The organism is Njordella calcicola, assembly GCF_056494125.1.
The window spans coordinates 4,940,021-4,956,518 of the sequence record NZ_CM151396.1 but is presented as its reverse complement, the minus strand read 5'-3'; the positions used below and the strand labels follow the sequence as shown (position 1 = coordinate 4,956,518).

Here is a 16,498-nt window from a genome sequence, read left to right as displayed (position 1 = left end):
ATCTATCGAGGTCGCCACGAGTTAAACCTTTACGTAAATCCGATTACACAGCGGACCGTCAGGCGCTTGTGGAGTGTCCGCACAACTGAATCCAGTACTCACTAGCCATTCGTGAAGTTCTTTTGAAGAAGTGCCCGCTTTATTTAGCCAGTGCGAATTGAATTCGATAAGTATGTTTCGAATCTTTCCCTCAGAGATCGCCCGCTGAGTTCCTGACAACACCTTCAACTCAAACCCTTCTACGTCGATCTTCAGCAGGTCAACCCGCTCAATCTTTTTTTCGTCCAACACTTCGTCCAAGACTCGAATTTCAACGGGCGAACCGGTGCCCGGTGATAGAAAGCTGGGTGTGTGATTTGAAGGATGTGGGTCCGACAGAACGGCTTGCGAGTTGGTGCTACCCAAACCACATCGGCACAAGTCGATCGTGCGTATGGAATTGACTCGAATGGTTTCGGATAATCGGTCTGCTACATATATGCTGGGCTTGAAGGCCAACACCTTTCCCGAAGGCCCGACGATTTTGCTAGCGAGCAGACTAAAATAACCGACATTGGCCCCAACATCGACAAACGTCGAACCAGGGCGCAGCACCGACTTCACAATAGACGTTTCCAAACGTTCGTAGGCGCCCATATAGATCATTCGCTGGCAGTAATCGTGCAAATCCAGCGTCATCTTGTACCCGTTAACTGTGGCGCATACCGTGCCCTGACTCGGGACAAGCCGCTTCAGAACGCGTGCCTTCCCTCGAAATGTAATCGGACGGAGGAAGTCGATAAGCAAGCTCATGTTCGATTTATGCCTTTACTACGCTGCGAGCATAATAGCTCACATATGTTTGCACGGAAATTGTTATGACTCTGACAACGTACATGACTTTCCTTGAACCGAACTCAGTGTTCGATCTAAATAATCCTGTCAAGCATCTCGGAAGCCATGTCATCCCAGGAGCGGGAACGCAGACTTTTTCCAAGGTCATTAAGTTGATTCGACCAAAGCATCGGGTTTGCGTGCCAACGCTCCAACTTAACAGCCAATTCATTAACGTCATCAGGTGACTTAAGTAGCAGGTCAGACGAGGATTCAGGGTACCGCTCCGCAACACCCGCTGATGCACTAACGAACGCCGGCAACCCAACACATAACGCTTCGTGGACACCAAGTCCATACGCCTCGTAACGCGTTGGTGCCACGAGACAATCGGAGGCACGCATGTATTCGGGAACGTTGGAACGAAACCCCAAAAATTCGAGTGAATCACCGCCGCCTCTTTGCTCTAGGAACGCTTTCCACTGCACGGTTTCCGACCCGGAACCGATAACGACCAATTTCGCATTCCAGTCCTTCCTTGAGCACAATAGCGACCATGCACGGGCGACGGTGTCAAAACCTTTGCGCCGGTCTCCAAGGGCTCCCACAAACATAACTCTAAGAGAATTGCCCCAACCCAACTTTTGCCGCAATGCCAGTCGTTCGCCCTCACTCGGCGGACGAAATGTCTCCCCGTCGATTCCATAATAGACCACGGAGATTCGGCTCTGAGGAATTCCGAGATGCCTGACCACGTCTTGACGCGTTACATGTGAGTTGACAATCACTCGCTTCGCTATTGAAAGTGAATTTTGTTCTAGTCGAAGAAAGCGGAGGTGCATCAGCCTTCGCTTGACGCGCCGAAGAACCGAGCTTGCTTGGGGCTTGTACGCTGCGTGCACATAATGCACCCAGTTAATATCGCCGAAAGGACAATTACCGCCGTTTACGATCACACGCCCGCCGCGTTTCGCGACTCGCTCACCAACCTCATGCCCTCGCTTCGCAAGCAAACGGGCGCCGAGAAAGTACGATTTGGCAGGTTTAGGGACCTGGTGAAAAGTGACGTTGGGATAATTCAATAGCTCTGGTGTAATGCGATGAGCGACAAGTTCAAGTTGCACTCCACTTCTCGCCAGGTAGCTGGCCAGCGCATAATTCGCTCGGTCCATTCCTCCGGTCTTTACGAAGTCACCGGTGATGATCGCTACGCAGGGCGGAAGGTGGTTCAAGCCAAAGCCTTCACGATTGATTTTGACCGCACTTGATTGGCGCACACGAAGATGGCGCTGTTAAGCAGCCAAAACTCAAGCCCCAACTGGGACGAGTAGGGCGTCGACCCAAAAGTCTGTGCAAAAACCCCGACATTATACGCTACGATGATCATCGCAAATCGATGAAGCCAAGGATCCGAGGGGACGCTGCTAGCTTTCAGTGTCAGACGAATCGCAATTAAAATCGCGACGACGTAAGCAATTACAAGCAATGCTCCGCCGTCCAAAACCCATCCGGTCCATTGTATTTCCGCCCAAATCATCTCGACCCCGGATCGACGACCAAAGTACGAGTACATCATGCCCCAGCGGCCAAGGCCCGCTCCAAAAGGATGATCAGGCAATGTTTCTGTGATCGTCCTTTCCAAAAATTTTCCACGGTTCGACTGATACACTTCCGCTGGCTTATCTTCGATGAGCGAGGCAAAACGAGCGCGCGTGTTCTCACCACCAACCGCAATGGCCCAGAAAAACGCCGCGACGAAAAGCGCACCGCCGATGAATGCCAATTGCGCAGCAACTTTGGTTTGTCGACTGGCGATCAACACAAGAACTGCGGCGATCAAGACGACGACCGCGAGAATCAACAGCGACCGAATCTGCGACAAGTAGATACAAAACAGGCCTGCACCAATCCCGCCCAATCCTAAGAACCTGAACACGGTTCTCTCGCACAGATAGATTGCCAATCCAAACACAAACGCTTGGTACCCTGCGACACCTGCTCCCCCCGGCATATCGGTCAATCCCATCGGGCGAATCGACTTTTCGCCACTCGCAAGTTGAATTCTGTAGGCATCGATGCCGAATTGGCTGCTCTCTACAACATCTGATAACGCCGGTTGGAATTGACCGGGAAAGTAGACCTGCAAGATTCCGAACGACGCACTAGTGGCCTGGAACAAAAACATCGCCCAGCCGATGTACCGAAGCGTTTGGGACGTAACGCGTAATTTCGGTACCCAGAAAACGGGCGAAATAACCGCGGCATAGAAGCCAATTGTCGCGATGCAAGCAAGCAGTCCTGCGCTTTCGGGATTGACGATCCCGAGAAAGACAATAAAGAGAACCCACACCGCAAGAGTTTGCGGAGGATAGCTTTTTACAAACTGCTTTCGACTCAGTAGAGCGGCAAACGCTACTAATGAAAAACCGAATGCAGCGCCGCGGAAGACAACTCGAATTGGTGCGAGCACTTCGACGCAAAGCGCAAGTTGGCACGCCAGCGGAACGAAAAGCGCAGCCAATAGCCAGAACGATTTACGAAATTCCCCTAGAAATGACGAGTTCTTTTGGGCAGAGGCAAAGTTTCGACGCGATAGGTAATGTGTCGCCAAGTTAATACGCGTGAATTCTAAGCCGCGGTAGGACGTTTGAGCGGGGAGTCAGTTGTTTACGGGCAATCAGATCGTAATGGCGTAATGAGCGAGTTGAGCAGAATGTAATTTGACATAAGCGTCACGATACTTTCAGAACGATGCTGATTCTTGCCGATTGAGGCACCCAGGCTACGTTAGTAATTGACCGCTGTACACAGCTCGGAAGACCACGGTGCCAATTATACGAAAAGCATCCCTCGCGACGTTCATAGTTTGCATTTTATATGGTCGGCTTTCGTCCAAGCACCAAAAGATTGTCCGAAAATTTCCGGGGCTGGAAATTGCTAAGCCAGCCAGGAAAATGGCGTGCAGTGCCAGGAATTCTGCCGTGCTTGCTGTAATGTACCTCTGGCGTCAGCAGCAAACATTCCTTTGCAATACGAAGGAGATCAATCTCCAATAACGCCGTGATGTGAGCTGGGTAGCATGGATCCGTAAATGCGTTGAATTGGTTTTTCAACAATAGCGTCAGCAAACTCAAAAGGCTCAATTGATTTGGGGTGGTTACGATTACCAGGCCGCCGGGCTTGCATATCCGTGTGAGTTCACGAAATAGGGCTCTAGGATTTTCAAGATGCTCGACCGTCTCAACTGCGACAACGACATCCGCGTAGTCATTTGGCAGCGGCGCCTTTCCCGTATCAAGGTCTAACTCAAGAAATTCGCCATCAGTCGGAAATCCATCAAAGCGTTTGACGTCAACGCCGACATAACGATCAAAGCTGTTTTTTACGAAACTCCACAGGTTGCCCGTACCACAGCCTACATCGACTATTAATCCTTTCGATGAATGGCGCTGTTGAATAACATGGGAGACCATGTCGTAGATGGCCTTTGCACTGGTACCGCGGCTAAGTTCAGCTCGTTGTTTAGTTGAATAGGTCACCATTGTTTCAAACCGGTTTCTTGCGCCAAAAGTCTTTATTGAAAATGCGGAATCCGTCGTCGTGAAACGCTGCCTGAACGAATTCTGTTCGCGGCGCTGCAATGAAGTTCGCCGGTTCGAATCTAGAATGTATTGGCCCGCTGCTCAGCGGGACACTGAATACGCACGACGAACTCCAGCCGAGTCGGTAAACTTCGTAACCGTAATCTTGCAATACGGCAAATGACTCCGCGGTTTCGTTTCGATGTTCTTCAAAAATTATATAATCCACGTGGCGATTCTTCAGCACCGAAGTAGCGCCCCGAAAAACCTCGGCTTCAAATCCTTCCACATCCACTTTCATGACGCGAATATGATCGTTATCTATTTTCTGAAGATCGTCTAAGGTTTTGACTGGGACTCGGATACCACCACTACTATCTTCCGAAAGATGTGCAATCCCGTCATTGCCGTCCGCGTCCGTCGGGCAGTGCAAAGTCATTTCACCAGTCGACGCAGCAACCGCACATTCATGAAGAGTGGGCTCACGCAGCCCGTCCAGCGACATTCTTTCCAGATTGCGTTTCAGAAGTGGCAAAACATTAGGATTTGGTTCGAAACAACAGACCTTTCCACTAGGGCCCACGCTTGCCGCCATCAGTCCAGTCATGAATCCAATGTTCGCGCCGATGTCATAGGCGGTATCTCCTGCGCGAAGCAATCTGCAAATTGATTCACAAACAACGAGGTCCGTGATTCCAGTCGACCATATCGAGCGACCTATCGTCTCTCGCGGATTAACTTCAATTTTCGTTCCCCATGGTAACCGGACGGCGACGTTGGAACGTGGCGTTCTCAGTGACTTCCAGAGACGAGAAATAGCAACCGAAGGTTGGTATCGAAACCACGGTTTTGAAAAGTGATTCAACAATTGCTTAAAGCTTAGTACTTAGGGCCGTAGCGATTCTAGAACGATATGCGGCCAACTGTGACATCGGACTACAAAGTGCCTGCGCGCGGGCTTTGGCGGACAATTCTAGGCCGGGATCGTGACACTCAACGAAGCCTCTTATCGAAGCAGCTAAATCATGAACGTTGTTCGGAGGAACCCTATTGCCAACGAGACTTGTCACCACCTCTGCTCCGCCCCCAACGTTTGACGTGATCACGGGGAGCCCTGCATATAACGCTTCGATGAAAACGATACCAAACGGTTCTGGAAGAGCGTTCGGCTGACAGAAGATATCTGCGGCGGCAAGCAAGGTTGGAACGTCTCGCCGCTGTCCTAGAAATCGAACTCGGTCGGTTATGCCGTGTTCGTCAGCAAGTTGCCTTAACGTTTTCTCATAAGCAACCTCGCTTGGTCGCTGTGCGCCGCCCACAATCCAAGCAATCCACCGGGGATCGTCCTTCAGCTTTCCTAAAGCAGCGATCGTATTGTGAGCCCCTTTCCATTCTTCCATGCGACTGACTTGGATCACGACTGTCGCATCGACGGGCGTATTCAGTGAGTGACGGATCTCATTTCGTTGCTGATCTGTCAATTCCACGGCTCTTGATTCAACCGGCAGGTAAATGACTTCCACGGGGGTTGAGCCAAACACAGTTGGGACAAACTGAGCGGTATATTTGCTGTTGGCAATCGCCAGATCAGGCGGCGTCCTGGCTGCCAATCGGTCTAGCCAACCAACTGTACGAAATGCATCGTGTACGAAACTGACTAGGGGAACCTTCGCTTGGCGAACCGCAGGTGCAAAAACTGCATGCGGCCAATTCGCATGGGTTGCCACTACGTCAAATTTGTCGCTGGCCAATATTTGCCCTAGACGACGTCTCGCTTTGAAAATAGACCAAGGGCGACTAAATCGAACCCCTGGCAGATCGTAAACGCGAACGCCTGTGTCCTTTAAATCACTTTTGATGCGACCATCAAAACACAGTCCAAACGCGGGTTCCATCTGCGGGCACAGGTCTCGGCAACGTGCCAACGTAAGAAGCAGCGCTTCTATGCCGCCGTACAGATTGCCCGCGTAGAGGTGTAGGATCCGCATCAACAAGTTACAAAAGCTGCTTTTGTCATTGATACGTTTAAACTCAATGCCATTTGTGCTTTGTTCGTAGCACCGCCTTTAAGCGGCAGCACGTGCGGAAAAAGTAAAACTATTCTGCCTAAAGGCGGTACTACAAACACCATGCCAGCTTCATTGATAGGTATTTGTCACTGAAGGTGGGCGTCACTGTAAAAAATCACAGCGACGATTCAAGGACCAGATCATTTAATTGTAAGGTGGTATGACCGTCTCGCTCTGGCCGCGTTACCGTGACCCCGGTGAGCTCGATGTAAATCCGTTCGATATGCTTGACCATGCGTTGGGACTGGAACGTGGTTGTAGCACGGTTTCGGGCGCCGTCGCTTAACCGACCTCGCACGTTATCATCCAGCAGAGAATTGGCCGCCGCCGCAAATGCCTGACCATCGCCCACCGGAACGGTAACTCCGGAAACGCCATCCAAACTGACCCAAGGTACACCGGATCCAGGAATATTGCAGTTAATGACTGGACAACCGGACGCCATTGCTTCCACCTGAACCAATCCGAACGCTTCGCTACGCAAAATGCTGGGGAACCAAAATCCACGCGCCGCATGGTATGCACCTACCAGCTCGTCATCGCTGAGATGATCTTTCCAGATGACTCGATCGGCCACTTTCAGTTGCACTGCCAGTTCACGCAGCGCTTCGTGCAAGCCACCTTGACCGACGATCATTAGTTTGCCCGGTACATGCGGCAAGGCTTCAATCGCAGTCTTGAATCCTTTGTAGTAGACCAATCGCCCAACCGACAACCACAGCGGTTGATCCCCGGCCAACTCTCGAAACTGCTCGCAGTGCGCCACAGCTGACGGAGACGGATTGAGGAATCGCTCCAGTTCCAATCCAAATGGTACAACGTTCACGCGATCGGCATACTTTTTGAGAACCTCGGAACTGGCTGCGTAAGGCGCCGTCGTCGCCAATATCCGTTGAACGTTTTTAAATACCCGGTTTTCAAGGACACTGAACGGCTTACGAATGATTCGCTGCTTTACGATGTCACTGTGGTAGGTTACCACGATAGGTTTTCTGGGTTTGGCCAATGCCAACGCGACGCACATAACGGGATTGGGTACGTGCAGATGGAATACATCGACATCTTTTTCAATCGCACGAATATGACGGCTGATGCCGCGGCAAAAATCGAATCTGGCAAGCGTTCCGAACTTTCCAAATCGCCGCACCGAAATCCCTTGGCAGTCATCGGTAACCGTCGGTGTCCAGGCCGTCCGGCTGCTCCACGCATCCGAGCCATCGGACCGACGATGATTGATGCACACCACATCCACTTTCATTCCGTCGGCCAGTTGCGCTTGCGTCAATTCCCGCACGTGTGTCTCAATTCCACCTCGAAAAGGATGGAAGTACTTCGCAAGATGGCACACCCGAAATTGTTTCGTCGTAAGTTCGCTCATACCGTCGTCTTACTTTCCCCGCCAGTTAGCTGCAGCTGAAACCCTTTTAATGAAACGGTCACAACTGCCATAAGTACCTAAGAAATCTATTCATGACATGGCCAAGTCGCGAAGCCCTGCGCAACCCGCACAAGCGATAGTGGTGAATGTAAGGTAAACATGACAGAATAATCAAGTGTTTCTTAACATTTGTCGGAATATAGTGGTAAACCGCAAGCAGCTAGTTGATTTTTGTATACAAGATTTCAGTATCGTTCCGCATTAGGTCTGAACCATCGCAGACAGCGACGTGGTTGGTGTCCAGTCTAGTTGCTGCTGAGCTTTACGGGCGTCCCCCACTAAGTTACTGACTTCACTGGGCCGCATGAATCGCTGGTCAAAGTGAACGTAGTCCTGCCATCGCTTTCGTATCGCTTGGAAACATGCGTTCAAAAAATCCTGTACGCTGTGTTGGACACCGGTCGCAAGGACATAATCCGCGGGGTGATTTTGCTGCAACATTCGCCACATGGCATCGACGTACTCTGGTGCAAACCCCCAATCACGCTTGGCGTCGATATTGCCGAGTGTCAGGATCTTCTGTCGCCCTTGGGAGATCGCAACCGCAGCCTTCGCAATCTTGCGAGTCACAAACGATTCTCCACGGCGTGGTGACTCGTGGTTGTAGCAGATTGCATTGCATGCGAAAAAGTTGTGGGCATCCCGATAAACTCGTACCATTTGCGTCGCAAACGCTTTGGCAACACCATACGGGGAAACGGGCGTCATCGGAGTGTCTTCATTTTGTGGGCACTGCTTAGGAGCCCCAAAAATTTCGCTGCTACCGACATTCAAGAACTTACAGGGTTTGGTTAGATCCCGAAGGATTTCCAAAAGCCTCAAGGTTCCCATCGCGGTGAACTCGCAAGTCGATTCGGGGATTTCAAAACTCGCTCCAACGTGGCTTTGGCCTGCCAAATGATACAGCTCGTCGGGTTGTGATCTGTTGAGCAACCGCCGAACCGTGGTGGTGTCGTCTAGGTCTGCGTAGTGCAGAAAAAGCCGAGTGCCGTAAAGTTCTTCGTTGGAGGTCAGATGGTCCAGTCGCAACCGAACTGTATTGCTGGACCGACGTACCAGCCCGTGGACCGTGTAGCCTTTGTCCAAAAGCAACTCGGTCAGGTAGGAACCATCCTGGCCGGTGATGCCGGTGATGAAGGCGGAGGGGGCGATAGGGGCTAGGGGCTAGTGGCTAAGAATAGGGCTTCGAGCCGGGCTAGGATTTCCGGTTCTTCCTTGAGGTCGACTAGCGGTCTTAGCTCTTCACGAATAAGGTCTCGGTCTAACTTTGCCGATTGCCGGATCAAAACGTTTTTGATATCGACCCAGTCTTGATCTCGGGAAGCGAATGCTTTTAGGACAACAAGGTCCTCAGCACTGCAAGTGCGAATTTGGCCACCGCCCTGAACACCCCAAAAGGACGATCGCTCAATGATTCGATGTTCAAAGTCAAGGCCGCCGATGGAAAGGTCAATTTTATTTCTTCTCGCATCCTGCAATAATAAGATGCGGGCTTGAATTGCAAACGGTACAGGATCTTCAATTCGGCTCTTATAAAGCCGCAATATTTCTTCGGCGAGCTCCTTCTCGTCTCCAAATTCGCACAGCACCGTGGCATCGACATCCCCAGTCACTCGCGGTTGCCCCCAGCGCTGGACAACGAGGCCGCCGATGAAACAAAAGCAATGCCCCGCTGCTTTCAGGTTTTCTTGGAGTTCGAGAGCCGTCTGCCATAGCGATTGGTCAATCATTCGTCTGCTGGCGACGGCATTCGCTGCTGGGATAGTTGCTTTTTCAACTGCATGACCCGCAAGCGCATCATCCACGCCTGAAATTCAATCAAACCGCTGTGCGTATGCGCTGGTTTGGCTTCAGCACCGATCATTCGCAGTCCTGCAGTTTCGTCAAGCTCCTGCAATTCGCGGCGATTGATCTTTTCCAGTTCCGGCGCCGCGTATCGCCACGCTTGGATGAATCTTTGCTCGGCTTCTGTAGGCATACCGTTTCGCGGGTTCTTGGTGCTAGATGCTACTCAATCTGCTGGCTCCGCGCGGACTTCGTTCCCGTGGGTGGCAGCTAAGTGCAGTTGTTCTGTGTTCAGTTAGTATTTGGAAACAGGATAAGGCTATTTGAAGCAAGATAAGCCGCAATTAGCGGTTCGCAAGTGTTAATTGGAAAAAGTTCCAAAGGTGCCGGTACGAAGAGGTTCTTAGTTTCCGCTGCGCGGGTTATTGGTTATTGGTTCTTGGTTACTTCACGTACGCCTGCGGCTGACGGTTAAACGAAAAGGTGGTTTCTGCGGTGCCCGGGCGTCTCGCCCGTTGTCGAAGTTCCGGCAATAGGTTTAGTTTGGTGCTTGTAACTTAAAACTTACAGCTCACGGCTTGGTCCTTAACGCGTACGCCTGCGGCTGACGGTTAAACGAAACGCCCCTCCCCGGTCGCTCGTGGAACTCGCGGCCGACCCTCCCAAAAAGGAGGGTGAAGTAGGACGCGGGCGCCTGCGGCTGACGGTTAAACGAAACGCCCCTCCCCGGTCGCTCGTGGAACTCGCGGCCGACCCTCCCAAATCGGGAGGGTGAAGCAGAACGCGTACGCCTGCTGTTTGTAGTACCGGCTTTAGCCGGATTTGTCTTGCTAGCATCTTATTGCCGGAACTGCGCTTTGCTTGTTCCGGCCTACGGTAGCGGCCGACGCTGCCCGAAGGAGGGTGAAGAAGGACGCGTACGCCTAGCGGCTGACGGTTAAACGAAACGCCCCTCCCCGGTCGCTCGTGGTACTCGCGGCCGACCCTCCCCAAGGAGGGTGAAGCAGAGCGTACGCCTAGCGGCTGACGGTTAAACGAATGAAGTTCTTGGTTGATCGCTTCCCGATGTGCTAGGGCTTAGCTGAAGAGATCGGATAGGTGGAGATTTGCATTGGGAGCGATTTGGGGAGCGAGTGTTTCCCCAATCTTGAAGATCTGTCGGACACGGTAGTCGCCTTCAACTGGGTCCGTGAACACGTGGATGCAGCATGACATGGCGTCCACGATCCAATATTCAACTATCCCGGCCGACGCATATAGCAATCGTTTCTGTTCTAAGTCATAGGCAAGGCTACTTTGGGCAACCTCGATCGCTAGTTGGACATCTGACGCATTAGGGTGCGCATGCCGATAACGATCTTTGCGCAACCAGAGCAAATCGGGCTCGGGACGACTGACTTGCTCTGCAAGATTCAAGCCTGTTTGAGACGAAATGGTTGTCTTTGCGCGGTCGCGGTGGTCTGCGGACCAATCTGTAAGGTATGTCACTAGGTCATCGTGGAGCGGTCCGGCTGGATTCATCGCTACAAGTTCTCCTCGAATCAACTCTACCTTTTGCGCAATTCGATCAAATGCCCCAACAAGGACCATCGAGTCATATTCGGCAAGCGACAATTGAAGGACAGTGGACATAATAGCTTCGTCCTTGGCTCTTGGTTTGTAGTACCGCCTTTAGGCGGAATTGGCTAGTGGTTTGAAGATCGCGTACGCCTGCGGCTGACGGTTAAACGAAGGGGAGCTTGGTGTGGCCCTGCGGCTCCGACCGCGGGGGGATTGGATTTGTCTCAGCGAGCGGAGTCGCTGAGGTACGTAGGCGGCTGACGGTTAAACGAAACACCCCTCCCCGGTCGCTCGTGGTACTCGCGGCCGACCCTCCCCGGAAGGAAGGTGAAGTAGGACGCGTACGCCTGCGGCTGACGGTTAAACGAAAAGGTTCTTAGTTCTTAGTTCTTAGTTCTTAGTGGATGATTTCAGTTCGGAGTTTTTCGAGCTTCTGTAGGATCTCAGGTTCCTCCTTGAGTTCCGCAAGGACTCGTAATTCAGACTCAATCAATTTCCAATCCAACTGCGAGGCGCTGCGGATCAGGATGCCACGGATGTCTTGCCAATCGCGAGGACGATTGGCAAACGCTTTTAATATGACCAAATCGCTCGGCCCGCAAATCACTAAGCCTACACCTCGAAAGGATTGCTCTTGTGCTCTACCAATAAGTTCTTGCTCGTAAGGAAATGCGGCAAGCGAAACATCAACGTCCACTCCACTCGCTTCTTGAACCAATAACACTCGATTCACTAAAGCGAACTGATCCGCGTCTTCAATTCGCCCCTTTAACTGCTCCATTAAAAGGCGAATGACCGGTCGCTCGTTTCCAAACTGAGTCCAAATCGTTGCATCTACATCGTTGGTTTGACGGGGCTCGCCCCAATGTTGGACTGCCAAACCTCCAATGAAACAAAATTGAAAACCGATCGCTCTCCAACTGGCTTGAAGCCTAGCTGCTGCCGAAATCAGATCTGCGAGGTCAACGTCATTCATCTATCTTCAGCTTGGCCTGCGACAATAAGTAGCCTCGCATAAACCACTGCTGCATAATCACCATTCCGTGCCGTTCAGGATACTTATCATAGATGCGATAGCTAGGACTCGGTACCTTGGCACCATTACCCAATCGACGTAGCTCTTCGTCGCGAATGGCTTGCAAGCGAGGAGCCGCGTCTTTCCACTGCTGGACCCATTGAGACGCGAATGAGGGTAGGTTGGTCATGACTTTTAGTTCTTGGTTCTTGGTTCTTGGTTCTTGGTTGTAAGACGCGGCGGCCTAGCGAGGCTGACGGTTAAACATCTGGCAAGTTGACGATGAGGGGGTGCCACCCTCCCCGGTCGCTCGCGGTACTCGCGGCCGACCCTCCCCGAAAGGAGGGTGAAGAAGGAGGCGTACGCCTGCTGTTTGTAGTACCGGCTTTAGCCGGATTTGTATTGCTAGCATCTTATTGCCGGAACTGCGCTTTGCTTGTTCCGGCCTACGGTAGCGGCCGACCCTCCCGAAGGAGGGTGAAGAAACGCGTACGCCTGCGGCTGACGGTTAAACGAAACACCCCTCCCCGGTCGCTCGTGGAACTCGCGGCCGACCCTCCCCGAAGGAGGGTGAAGAGAGCGGACGGCACACGGAGTGATGCCTGCTACCATTGCCTAGCGGAGGCGGTCACAAAACATCAAAAGACCTGATCTAAGGCTAACGACCAATGCTTGACAACGGGATGACAATCAATGGTTTCATGCTTCTCGTAGACTTGGATATGCTGACGCGATTGATAGGCATGTACGGTTTCATTCTCAGGGTTAACAAGCAACACCAAGCGACAGCCACCATCCAGCCATGCCATCGCCTTCGCTTCGACGCGTGAAAATCGGTCGCTGGGCGAGAGAACTTCCAAAACCAAGTCTGGAGCGAGCGGCAAATAACCTGTCTCATGCTCGAAACCTTGAAATTTCGCTTGGCTAACAAACGCCACATCGGGCGCGAGAACCGTATCGGGGTTGCTCGCAATTCGAAAACCGGTCTCAGCAGCGAACACGATCCCTAATGCGTTTGCATTGACATGATTACTAAGCAGCCATGCTAAGTGATTCGCCAATCGACCATGTTGTCCTCCTGCCGGTGACATCATAAGTAAGACTCCTTCCATCAGTTCATATCGATTGCCATCAGCGGATACTTTAAGCAGCTCCTCTGCTGTAACGGATTGCGAATGGTAAACGGTCGGCATTTTTTTCGCTGCGTGTGTACTTAGTTCTATTACCCGCAGCGCGCAGTGAGCGGGCGTCGAGTGCGTTGTTTTATTTACTAAAGAGCCAGTATGCTGCGCATTGCGGCTAATGATTTGATTCGTAGGTTGGGGCTCCTGCCCCATCGTCGTGTATTTGAAGTCGGGTCTGGAGAGTCGGCCTACGGTTGATGCGTTAAACTAAGAAAGTACTTGGTGCTTGGTTACTTTACGTACGCCTGCGGCTGACGGTTAAACGAAACTCCCCTCCCCGGTCGCTCGTGGTACTCGCGGCCGACCCTCCCGAAGGAGGGTGAAGCAGAACGCGTACGCCTGCGGCTGACGGCTAAACATAATCAACCCTATGCGCGTCAAGAGAATCAATGATCTCCCACAAAGCACGAATGACGGGGTTTTCCAATAAAATTACCTGGATGCCGCAATGGCTTGAAGCATGTTTTGATTTCGCAATTCGTTTTCCCGCCGCAGCAACGCAAATTTTCGCTCAACTTGCTCGGACGTCCCACTACATAACGCTTTTTCCATCCCTTGCATGAGCTGAATCGTCAGTTTCAACCGCTGGCCAGGCGTCATGCGACGATAAGATTCTAGGGTTTCGGGGGAAAGCATGGGTTGCCGCAAAGCGGGATCTTGGTTCTTGGTTCTGTCATTCAATCGCCACGCTGACGTCGTGACCGTGGTGTCGGAGCAGCGCATGCTTGCGGGCATTCTCTAAATCGTGGGCGACCATCTCGGCACACATTTCTTCGACCGTGATCTCGCATTCCCAGCCCAGTTTGTCTTTCGCTTTGCTGGCATCGCCCAGTAAGGTTTCGACTTCAGCGGGACGGAAGTAGCGTGGATCGACTCGGACAATAACGTCGCCAACGGAGACCTCTGGTGCTTTTTCTGCGTCCAGGATCTTGCTGACGGTGGCAATCTCGCCCGCGTCCCGGCCGCTGAACTCAAGCTCTACGCCGGCTTCTAGTGCCGCCTTCCGAACGAACTCGCGGACGCTGATCTGCTGGCCGGTGGCGATGACGTAATCCTCGGCAGTCTCCTGCTGCAACATCATCCACTGCATGCGGACATAATCTTTGGCATGCCCCCAGTCACGTAGTGCGTTCATGTTGCCCAAGTAAAGACACTTTTCTAAACCCTGAGCAATGTTGGCTATGCCGCGAGTGATCTTGCGAGTCACAAACGTTTCGCCGCGACGGGGCGATTCGTGATTAAAGAGGATGCCGTTGCAAGCGTACATGCCGTACGATTCGCGATAATTGACGGTGATCCAGTACGCGTACAATTTCGCACAAGCGTACGGTGATCGGGGATAAAACGGCGTGGTCTCTTTTTGAGGGATTTCTTGCACTAGGCCGAATAGTTCTGAGGTGGACGCTTGGTAGAAGCGTGTCTTTTTTTCTAGTCCGAGGAAGCGGATGGCTTCCAGTAATCGCAGTGTCCCCATGCCGTCGACATCGGCGGTGTACTCGGGTGATTCGAACGAGACGGCGACGTGCGATTGAGCGCCCAGGTTGTAGACTTCGTCGGGTTGGACTTCTTGGATGATGCGGGTCAAGTTGGACGAATCGGTCAGGTCGCCGTAGTGCAGTTTGAACCTGGACGCTTCATCGTAAGGCGATTGGTAGATGTGGTCGACGCGAGCGGTATTGAAGGAGGACGCGCGGCGCTTGATCCCGTGGACTTCGTAGCCCTTTTCCAGCAGGAGTTCGGCGAGATAAGAGCCGTCCTGGCCTGTGATTCCGGTGATGATGGCGCGTTTCATGGGTGATCGCTTCGCGATGTTCTTAGTTTGTAGTACCGCCTTCAGGCGGCATTGGTAGTGGTTTGAAGGACGCGTACGCCTAGCGGCTGACGGTTAAACGAAACGCCCCTCCCCGGTCGCTCGTGGAACTCGCGGCCGACCCTCCCCGGAAGGAGGTTGAAGAAGAAACGCATACGCCTGCTGTTTGTAGTACCGGCTTTAGCTGGCAATGGGTATATGTTCTCAAATTGGAGACTTCCGCCTAAAGGCGGTACTACGAACATGCCCCCTCCCCGGTCGCTCGCTGAACTCGCGGCCGACCCTCCCCGGAAGGAGGGTGAAGAAGAGCGGACGGCACACGGAGTGTGCCTGCTACTTTCACGTACGCCTAGCGGCTGACGGTTAAACGAAAAGGTGCTTGGTTCTAATTAGCCGCTGCGTGGGGGGCCGATGTCTAAATTGGTAGCGGTTTATCGGTCAACGTGAGCTCGATGAACTTAAGCACCTCGTCGCCGCCTTTTTCCCATATCTGGTTGCCTAATGCATGCAACAAATCGCGATTCACCAGGTGATGGTTCGCCTTTGCGATCTTGCGAAAGTCACCTGCATCGTATTCCTTTTTCTCGCGACTGCGACTGGGGGAAACCAGCGCTGCATATTTGGATGCCAGGGCCGCTTCGACCGTCGGATAACGACTGCCGGTCTTCTCATCGGTAAGCACATGCTCTCGCAAAATCGTCTCTTGAAATGCACTCCACGGATTCATCACATCGACGACCGGTTTCGCATTTCCGTCTGGATCTAAATCAGTCGAATCGAGAAACCTGATGACTTGTGGCAGCTCCACTCGCGTCAACATTGGCCAACGCGCGCCCACTGCATCCGCGGCACGTTTTCGCTGGCTGTAAGGAACCATCACGTCGACATCTTGAGTTGCTCGAGGCATCGGCAAATAACCAACATAACCATGCAGCCCCATTAAACACCAATTTTTGATGTTTGCTTGAATCAAGCAGTCAATGACTTCTTGAGGCGTAACGTCCACGATCCCCCTCCTTAAACGAACCCGATAGTCACTCGTCAGCATCGCACTCTTGTGGAGACCATAAGCATGCCCACATGGCAATTTGGGCTCCATCTCATCTAACCCCTCGAAGCCCGCAGTTGCGATGCGTAGCGCCGCGTCACGGGCTGCGAAGTACTCAGGGGAATAGGGGATCATGGTCGGTTCGTTCCGCTGCGCGGAAGTTCTTAGTTGCCGCAAAGCGGGTTCTTGGTTCTT

The 16,498-nt window shown here is 52.4% G+C and carries 17 protein-coding genes; all 17 read right to left on the bottom strand.

Features of this window, described 5'->3' with window-relative positions:
* Positions 1–21: 21 nt before the first annotated feature.
* On the bottom strand, positions 22–678 hold the full coding sequence (locus tag SH302x_RS19210) for an FkbM family methyltransferase (protein WP_479364158.1): 657 nt from the start codon (positions 676–678) through the stop codon (positions 22–24).
* A 230-nt stretch (positions 679–908) separates the two neighbouring features.
* On the bottom strand, positions 909–2,045 hold the full coding sequence (locus SH302x_RS19205; RefSeq protein ID WP_479364157.1) for a glycosyltransferase family 4 protein: 1,137 nt from the start codon (positions 2,043–2,045) through the stop codon (positions 909–911).
* On the bottom strand, positions 2,042–3,283 hold the full coding sequence (locus SH302x_RS19200; RefSeq protein ID WP_479364156.1) for a hypothetical protein: 1,242 nt from the start codon (positions 3,281–3,283) through the stop codon (positions 2,042–2,044). The genes SH302x_RS19205 and SH302x_RS19200 overlap by 4 nt, the downstream gene beginning before the upstream one ends.
* Positions 3,284–3,686: 403 nt before the next feature.
* On the bottom strand, positions 3,687–4,355 hold the full coding sequence (locus tag SH302x_RS19195; RefSeq protein WP_479364154.1) for a class I SAM-dependent methyltransferase: 669 nt from the start codon (positions 4,353–4,355) through the stop codon (positions 3,687–3,689).
* A gap of 4 nt (positions 4,356–4,359) precedes the next feature.
* Entirely contained in the window at positions 4,360–5,052 is a 693-nt protein-coding gene (locus tag SH302x_RS19190; protein ID WP_479364152.1) for an FkbM family methyltransferase, read from the bottom strand.
* A 214-nt stretch (positions 5,053–5,266) separates the two neighbouring features.
* Positions 5,267–6,382 carry a glycosyltransferase gene (locus SH302x_RS19185; protein WP_479364151.1) on the bottom strand — a complete coding sequence of 372 codons (1,116 nt, stop codon included), beginning with the start codon at positions 6,380–6,382 and terminating at the stop codon, positions 5,267–5,269.
* 196 nt (positions 6,383–6,578) lie between these two features.
* Positions 6,579–7,841 carry a glycosyltransferase gene (locus SH302x_RS19180; protein WP_479364150.1) on the bottom strand — a complete coding sequence of 421 codons (1,263 nt, stop codon included), beginning with the start codon at positions 7,839–7,841 and terminating at the stop codon, positions 6,579–6,581.
* Positions 7,842–8,102: 261 nt separating this feature from the next.
* On the bottom strand, positions 8,103–8,987 hold the full coding sequence (locus SH302x_RS19175) for a GDP-mannose 4,6-dehydratase (RefSeq protein WP_479364149.1): 885 nt from the start codon (positions 8,985–8,987) through the stop codon (positions 8,103–8,105).
* A 71-nt stretch (positions 8,988–9,058) separates the two neighbouring features.
* Complete coding sequence (locus tag SH302x_RS19170; protein WP_479364148.1) at positions 9,059–9,631, bottom strand: nucleotidyltransferase; 573 nt, start codon at positions 9,629–9,631, stop codon at positions 9,059–9,061.
* Positions 9,628–9,879, bottom strand: coding sequence for a hypothetical protein (locus SH302x_RS19165; protein ID WP_479364147.1), 252 nt, complete (start codon positions 9,877–9,879; stop codon positions 9,628–9,630). The genes SH302x_RS19170 and SH302x_RS19165 overlap by 4 nt, the downstream gene beginning before the upstream one ends.
* Positions 9,880–10,763: 884 nt before the next feature.
* A complete protein-coding gene (locus tag SH302x_RS19160) occupies positions 10,764–11,318 on the bottom strand; it encodes a Uma2 family endonuclease (RefSeq protein ID WP_479364146.1) in 555 nt (184 codons plus the stop codon).
* A 325-nt stretch (positions 11,319–11,643) separates the two neighbouring features.
* Entirely contained in the window at positions 11,644–12,222 is a 579-nt protein-coding gene (locus SH302x_RS19155; RefSeq protein ID WP_479364145.1) for a DUF6036 family nucleotidyltransferase, read from the bottom strand.
* Positions 12,215–12,451, bottom strand: a complete 237-nt coding sequence (locus SH302x_RS19150; protein WP_479364144.1) for a hypothetical protein — start codon at positions 12,449–12,451, stop codon at positions 12,215–12,217. The genes SH302x_RS19155 and SH302x_RS19150 overlap by 8 nt, the downstream gene beginning before the upstream one ends.
* A 448-nt stretch (positions 12,452–12,899) precedes the next feature.
* Positions 12,900–13,454: a Uma2 family endonuclease gene (locus SH302x_RS19145; protein WP_479364142.1), complete on the bottom strand. Its 555-nt coding sequence runs from the start codon at positions 13,452–13,454 to the stop codon at positions 12,900–12,902.
* Between the two features lie 423 nt (positions 13,455–13,877).
* On the bottom strand, positions 13,878–14,081 hold the full coding sequence (locus tag SH302x_RS19140) for a hypothetical protein (protein WP_479364141.1): 204 nt from the start codon (positions 14,079–14,081) through the stop codon (positions 13,878–13,880).
* A gap of 37 nt (positions 14,082–14,118) precedes the next feature.
* Entirely contained in the window at positions 14,119–15,237 is a 1,119-nt protein-coding gene (gene gmd, locus SH302x_RS19135; protein ID WP_479364139.1) for a GDP-mannose 4,6-dehydratase, read from the bottom strand.
* A gap of 433 nt (positions 15,238–15,670) precedes the next feature.
* Positions 15,671–16,438 (bottom strand): hypothetical protein, encoded by a 768-nt coding sequence (locus SH302x_RS19130; RefSeq protein ID WP_479364137.1) that lies wholly within the window; start codon positions 16,436–16,438, stop codon positions 15,671–15,673.
* Between the last annotated feature and the right edge of the window lie 60 nt (positions 16,439–16,498).

Bases quoted from the DNA above. Each gene is read 5' to 3' on its own strand.
- SH302x_RS19160 (WP_479364146.1), bottom strand. From the start codon at position 11,318: ATGTCCACTGTCCTTCAATTGTCGCTTGCCGAATATGACTCGATGGTC.
- SH302x_RS19150 (WP_479364144.1), bottom strand. From the start codon at position 12,451: ATGACCAACCTACCCTCATTCGCGTCTCAATGGGTCCAGCAGTGGAAA.
- SH302x_RS19145 (WP_479364142.1), bottom strand. From the start codon at position 13,454: ATGCCGACCGTTTACCATTCGCAATCCGTTACAGCAGAGGAGCTGCTT.
- SH302x_RS19140 (WP_479364141.1), bottom strand. From the start codon at position 14,081: ATGCTTTCCCCCGAAACCCTAGAATCTTATCGTCGCATGACGCCTGGC.
- SH302x_RS19180 (WP_479364150.1), bottom strand. From the start codon at position 7,841: ATGAGCGAACTTACGACGAAACAATTTCGGGTGTGCCATCTTGCGAAG.
- SH302x_RS19130 (WP_479364137.1), bottom strand. From the start codon at position 16,438: ATGATCCCCTATTCCCCTGAGTACTTCGCAGCCCGTGACGCGGCGCTA.
- SH302x_RS19155 (WP_479364145.1), bottom strand. From the start codon at position 12,222: ATGAATGACGTTGACCTCGCAGATCTGATTTCGGCAGCAGCTAGGCTT.
- SH302x_RS19195 (WP_479364154.1), bottom strand. From the start codon at position 4,355: ATGGTGACCTATTCAACTAAACAACGAGCTGAACTTAGCCGCGGTACC.
- gmd (WP_479364139.1), bottom strand. From the start codon at position 15,237: ATGAAACGCGCCATCATCACCGGAATCACAGGCCAGGACGGCTCTTAT.
- SH302x_RS19165 (WP_479364147.1), bottom strand. From the start codon at position 9,879: ATGCCTACAGAAGCCGAGCAAAGATTCATCCAAGCGTGGCGATACGCG.
- SH302x_RS19185 (WP_479364151.1), bottom strand. From the start codon at position 6,382: ATGCGGATCCTACACCTCTACGCGGGCAATCTGTACGGCGGCATAGAA.
- SH302x_RS19170 (WP_479364148.1), bottom strand. From the start codon at position 9,631: ATGATTGACCAATCGCTATGGCAGACGGCTCTCGAACTCCAAGAAAAC.
- SH302x_RS19210 (WP_479364158.1), bottom strand. From the start codon at position 678: ATGACGCTGGATTTGCACGATTACTGCCAGCGAATGATCTATATGGGC.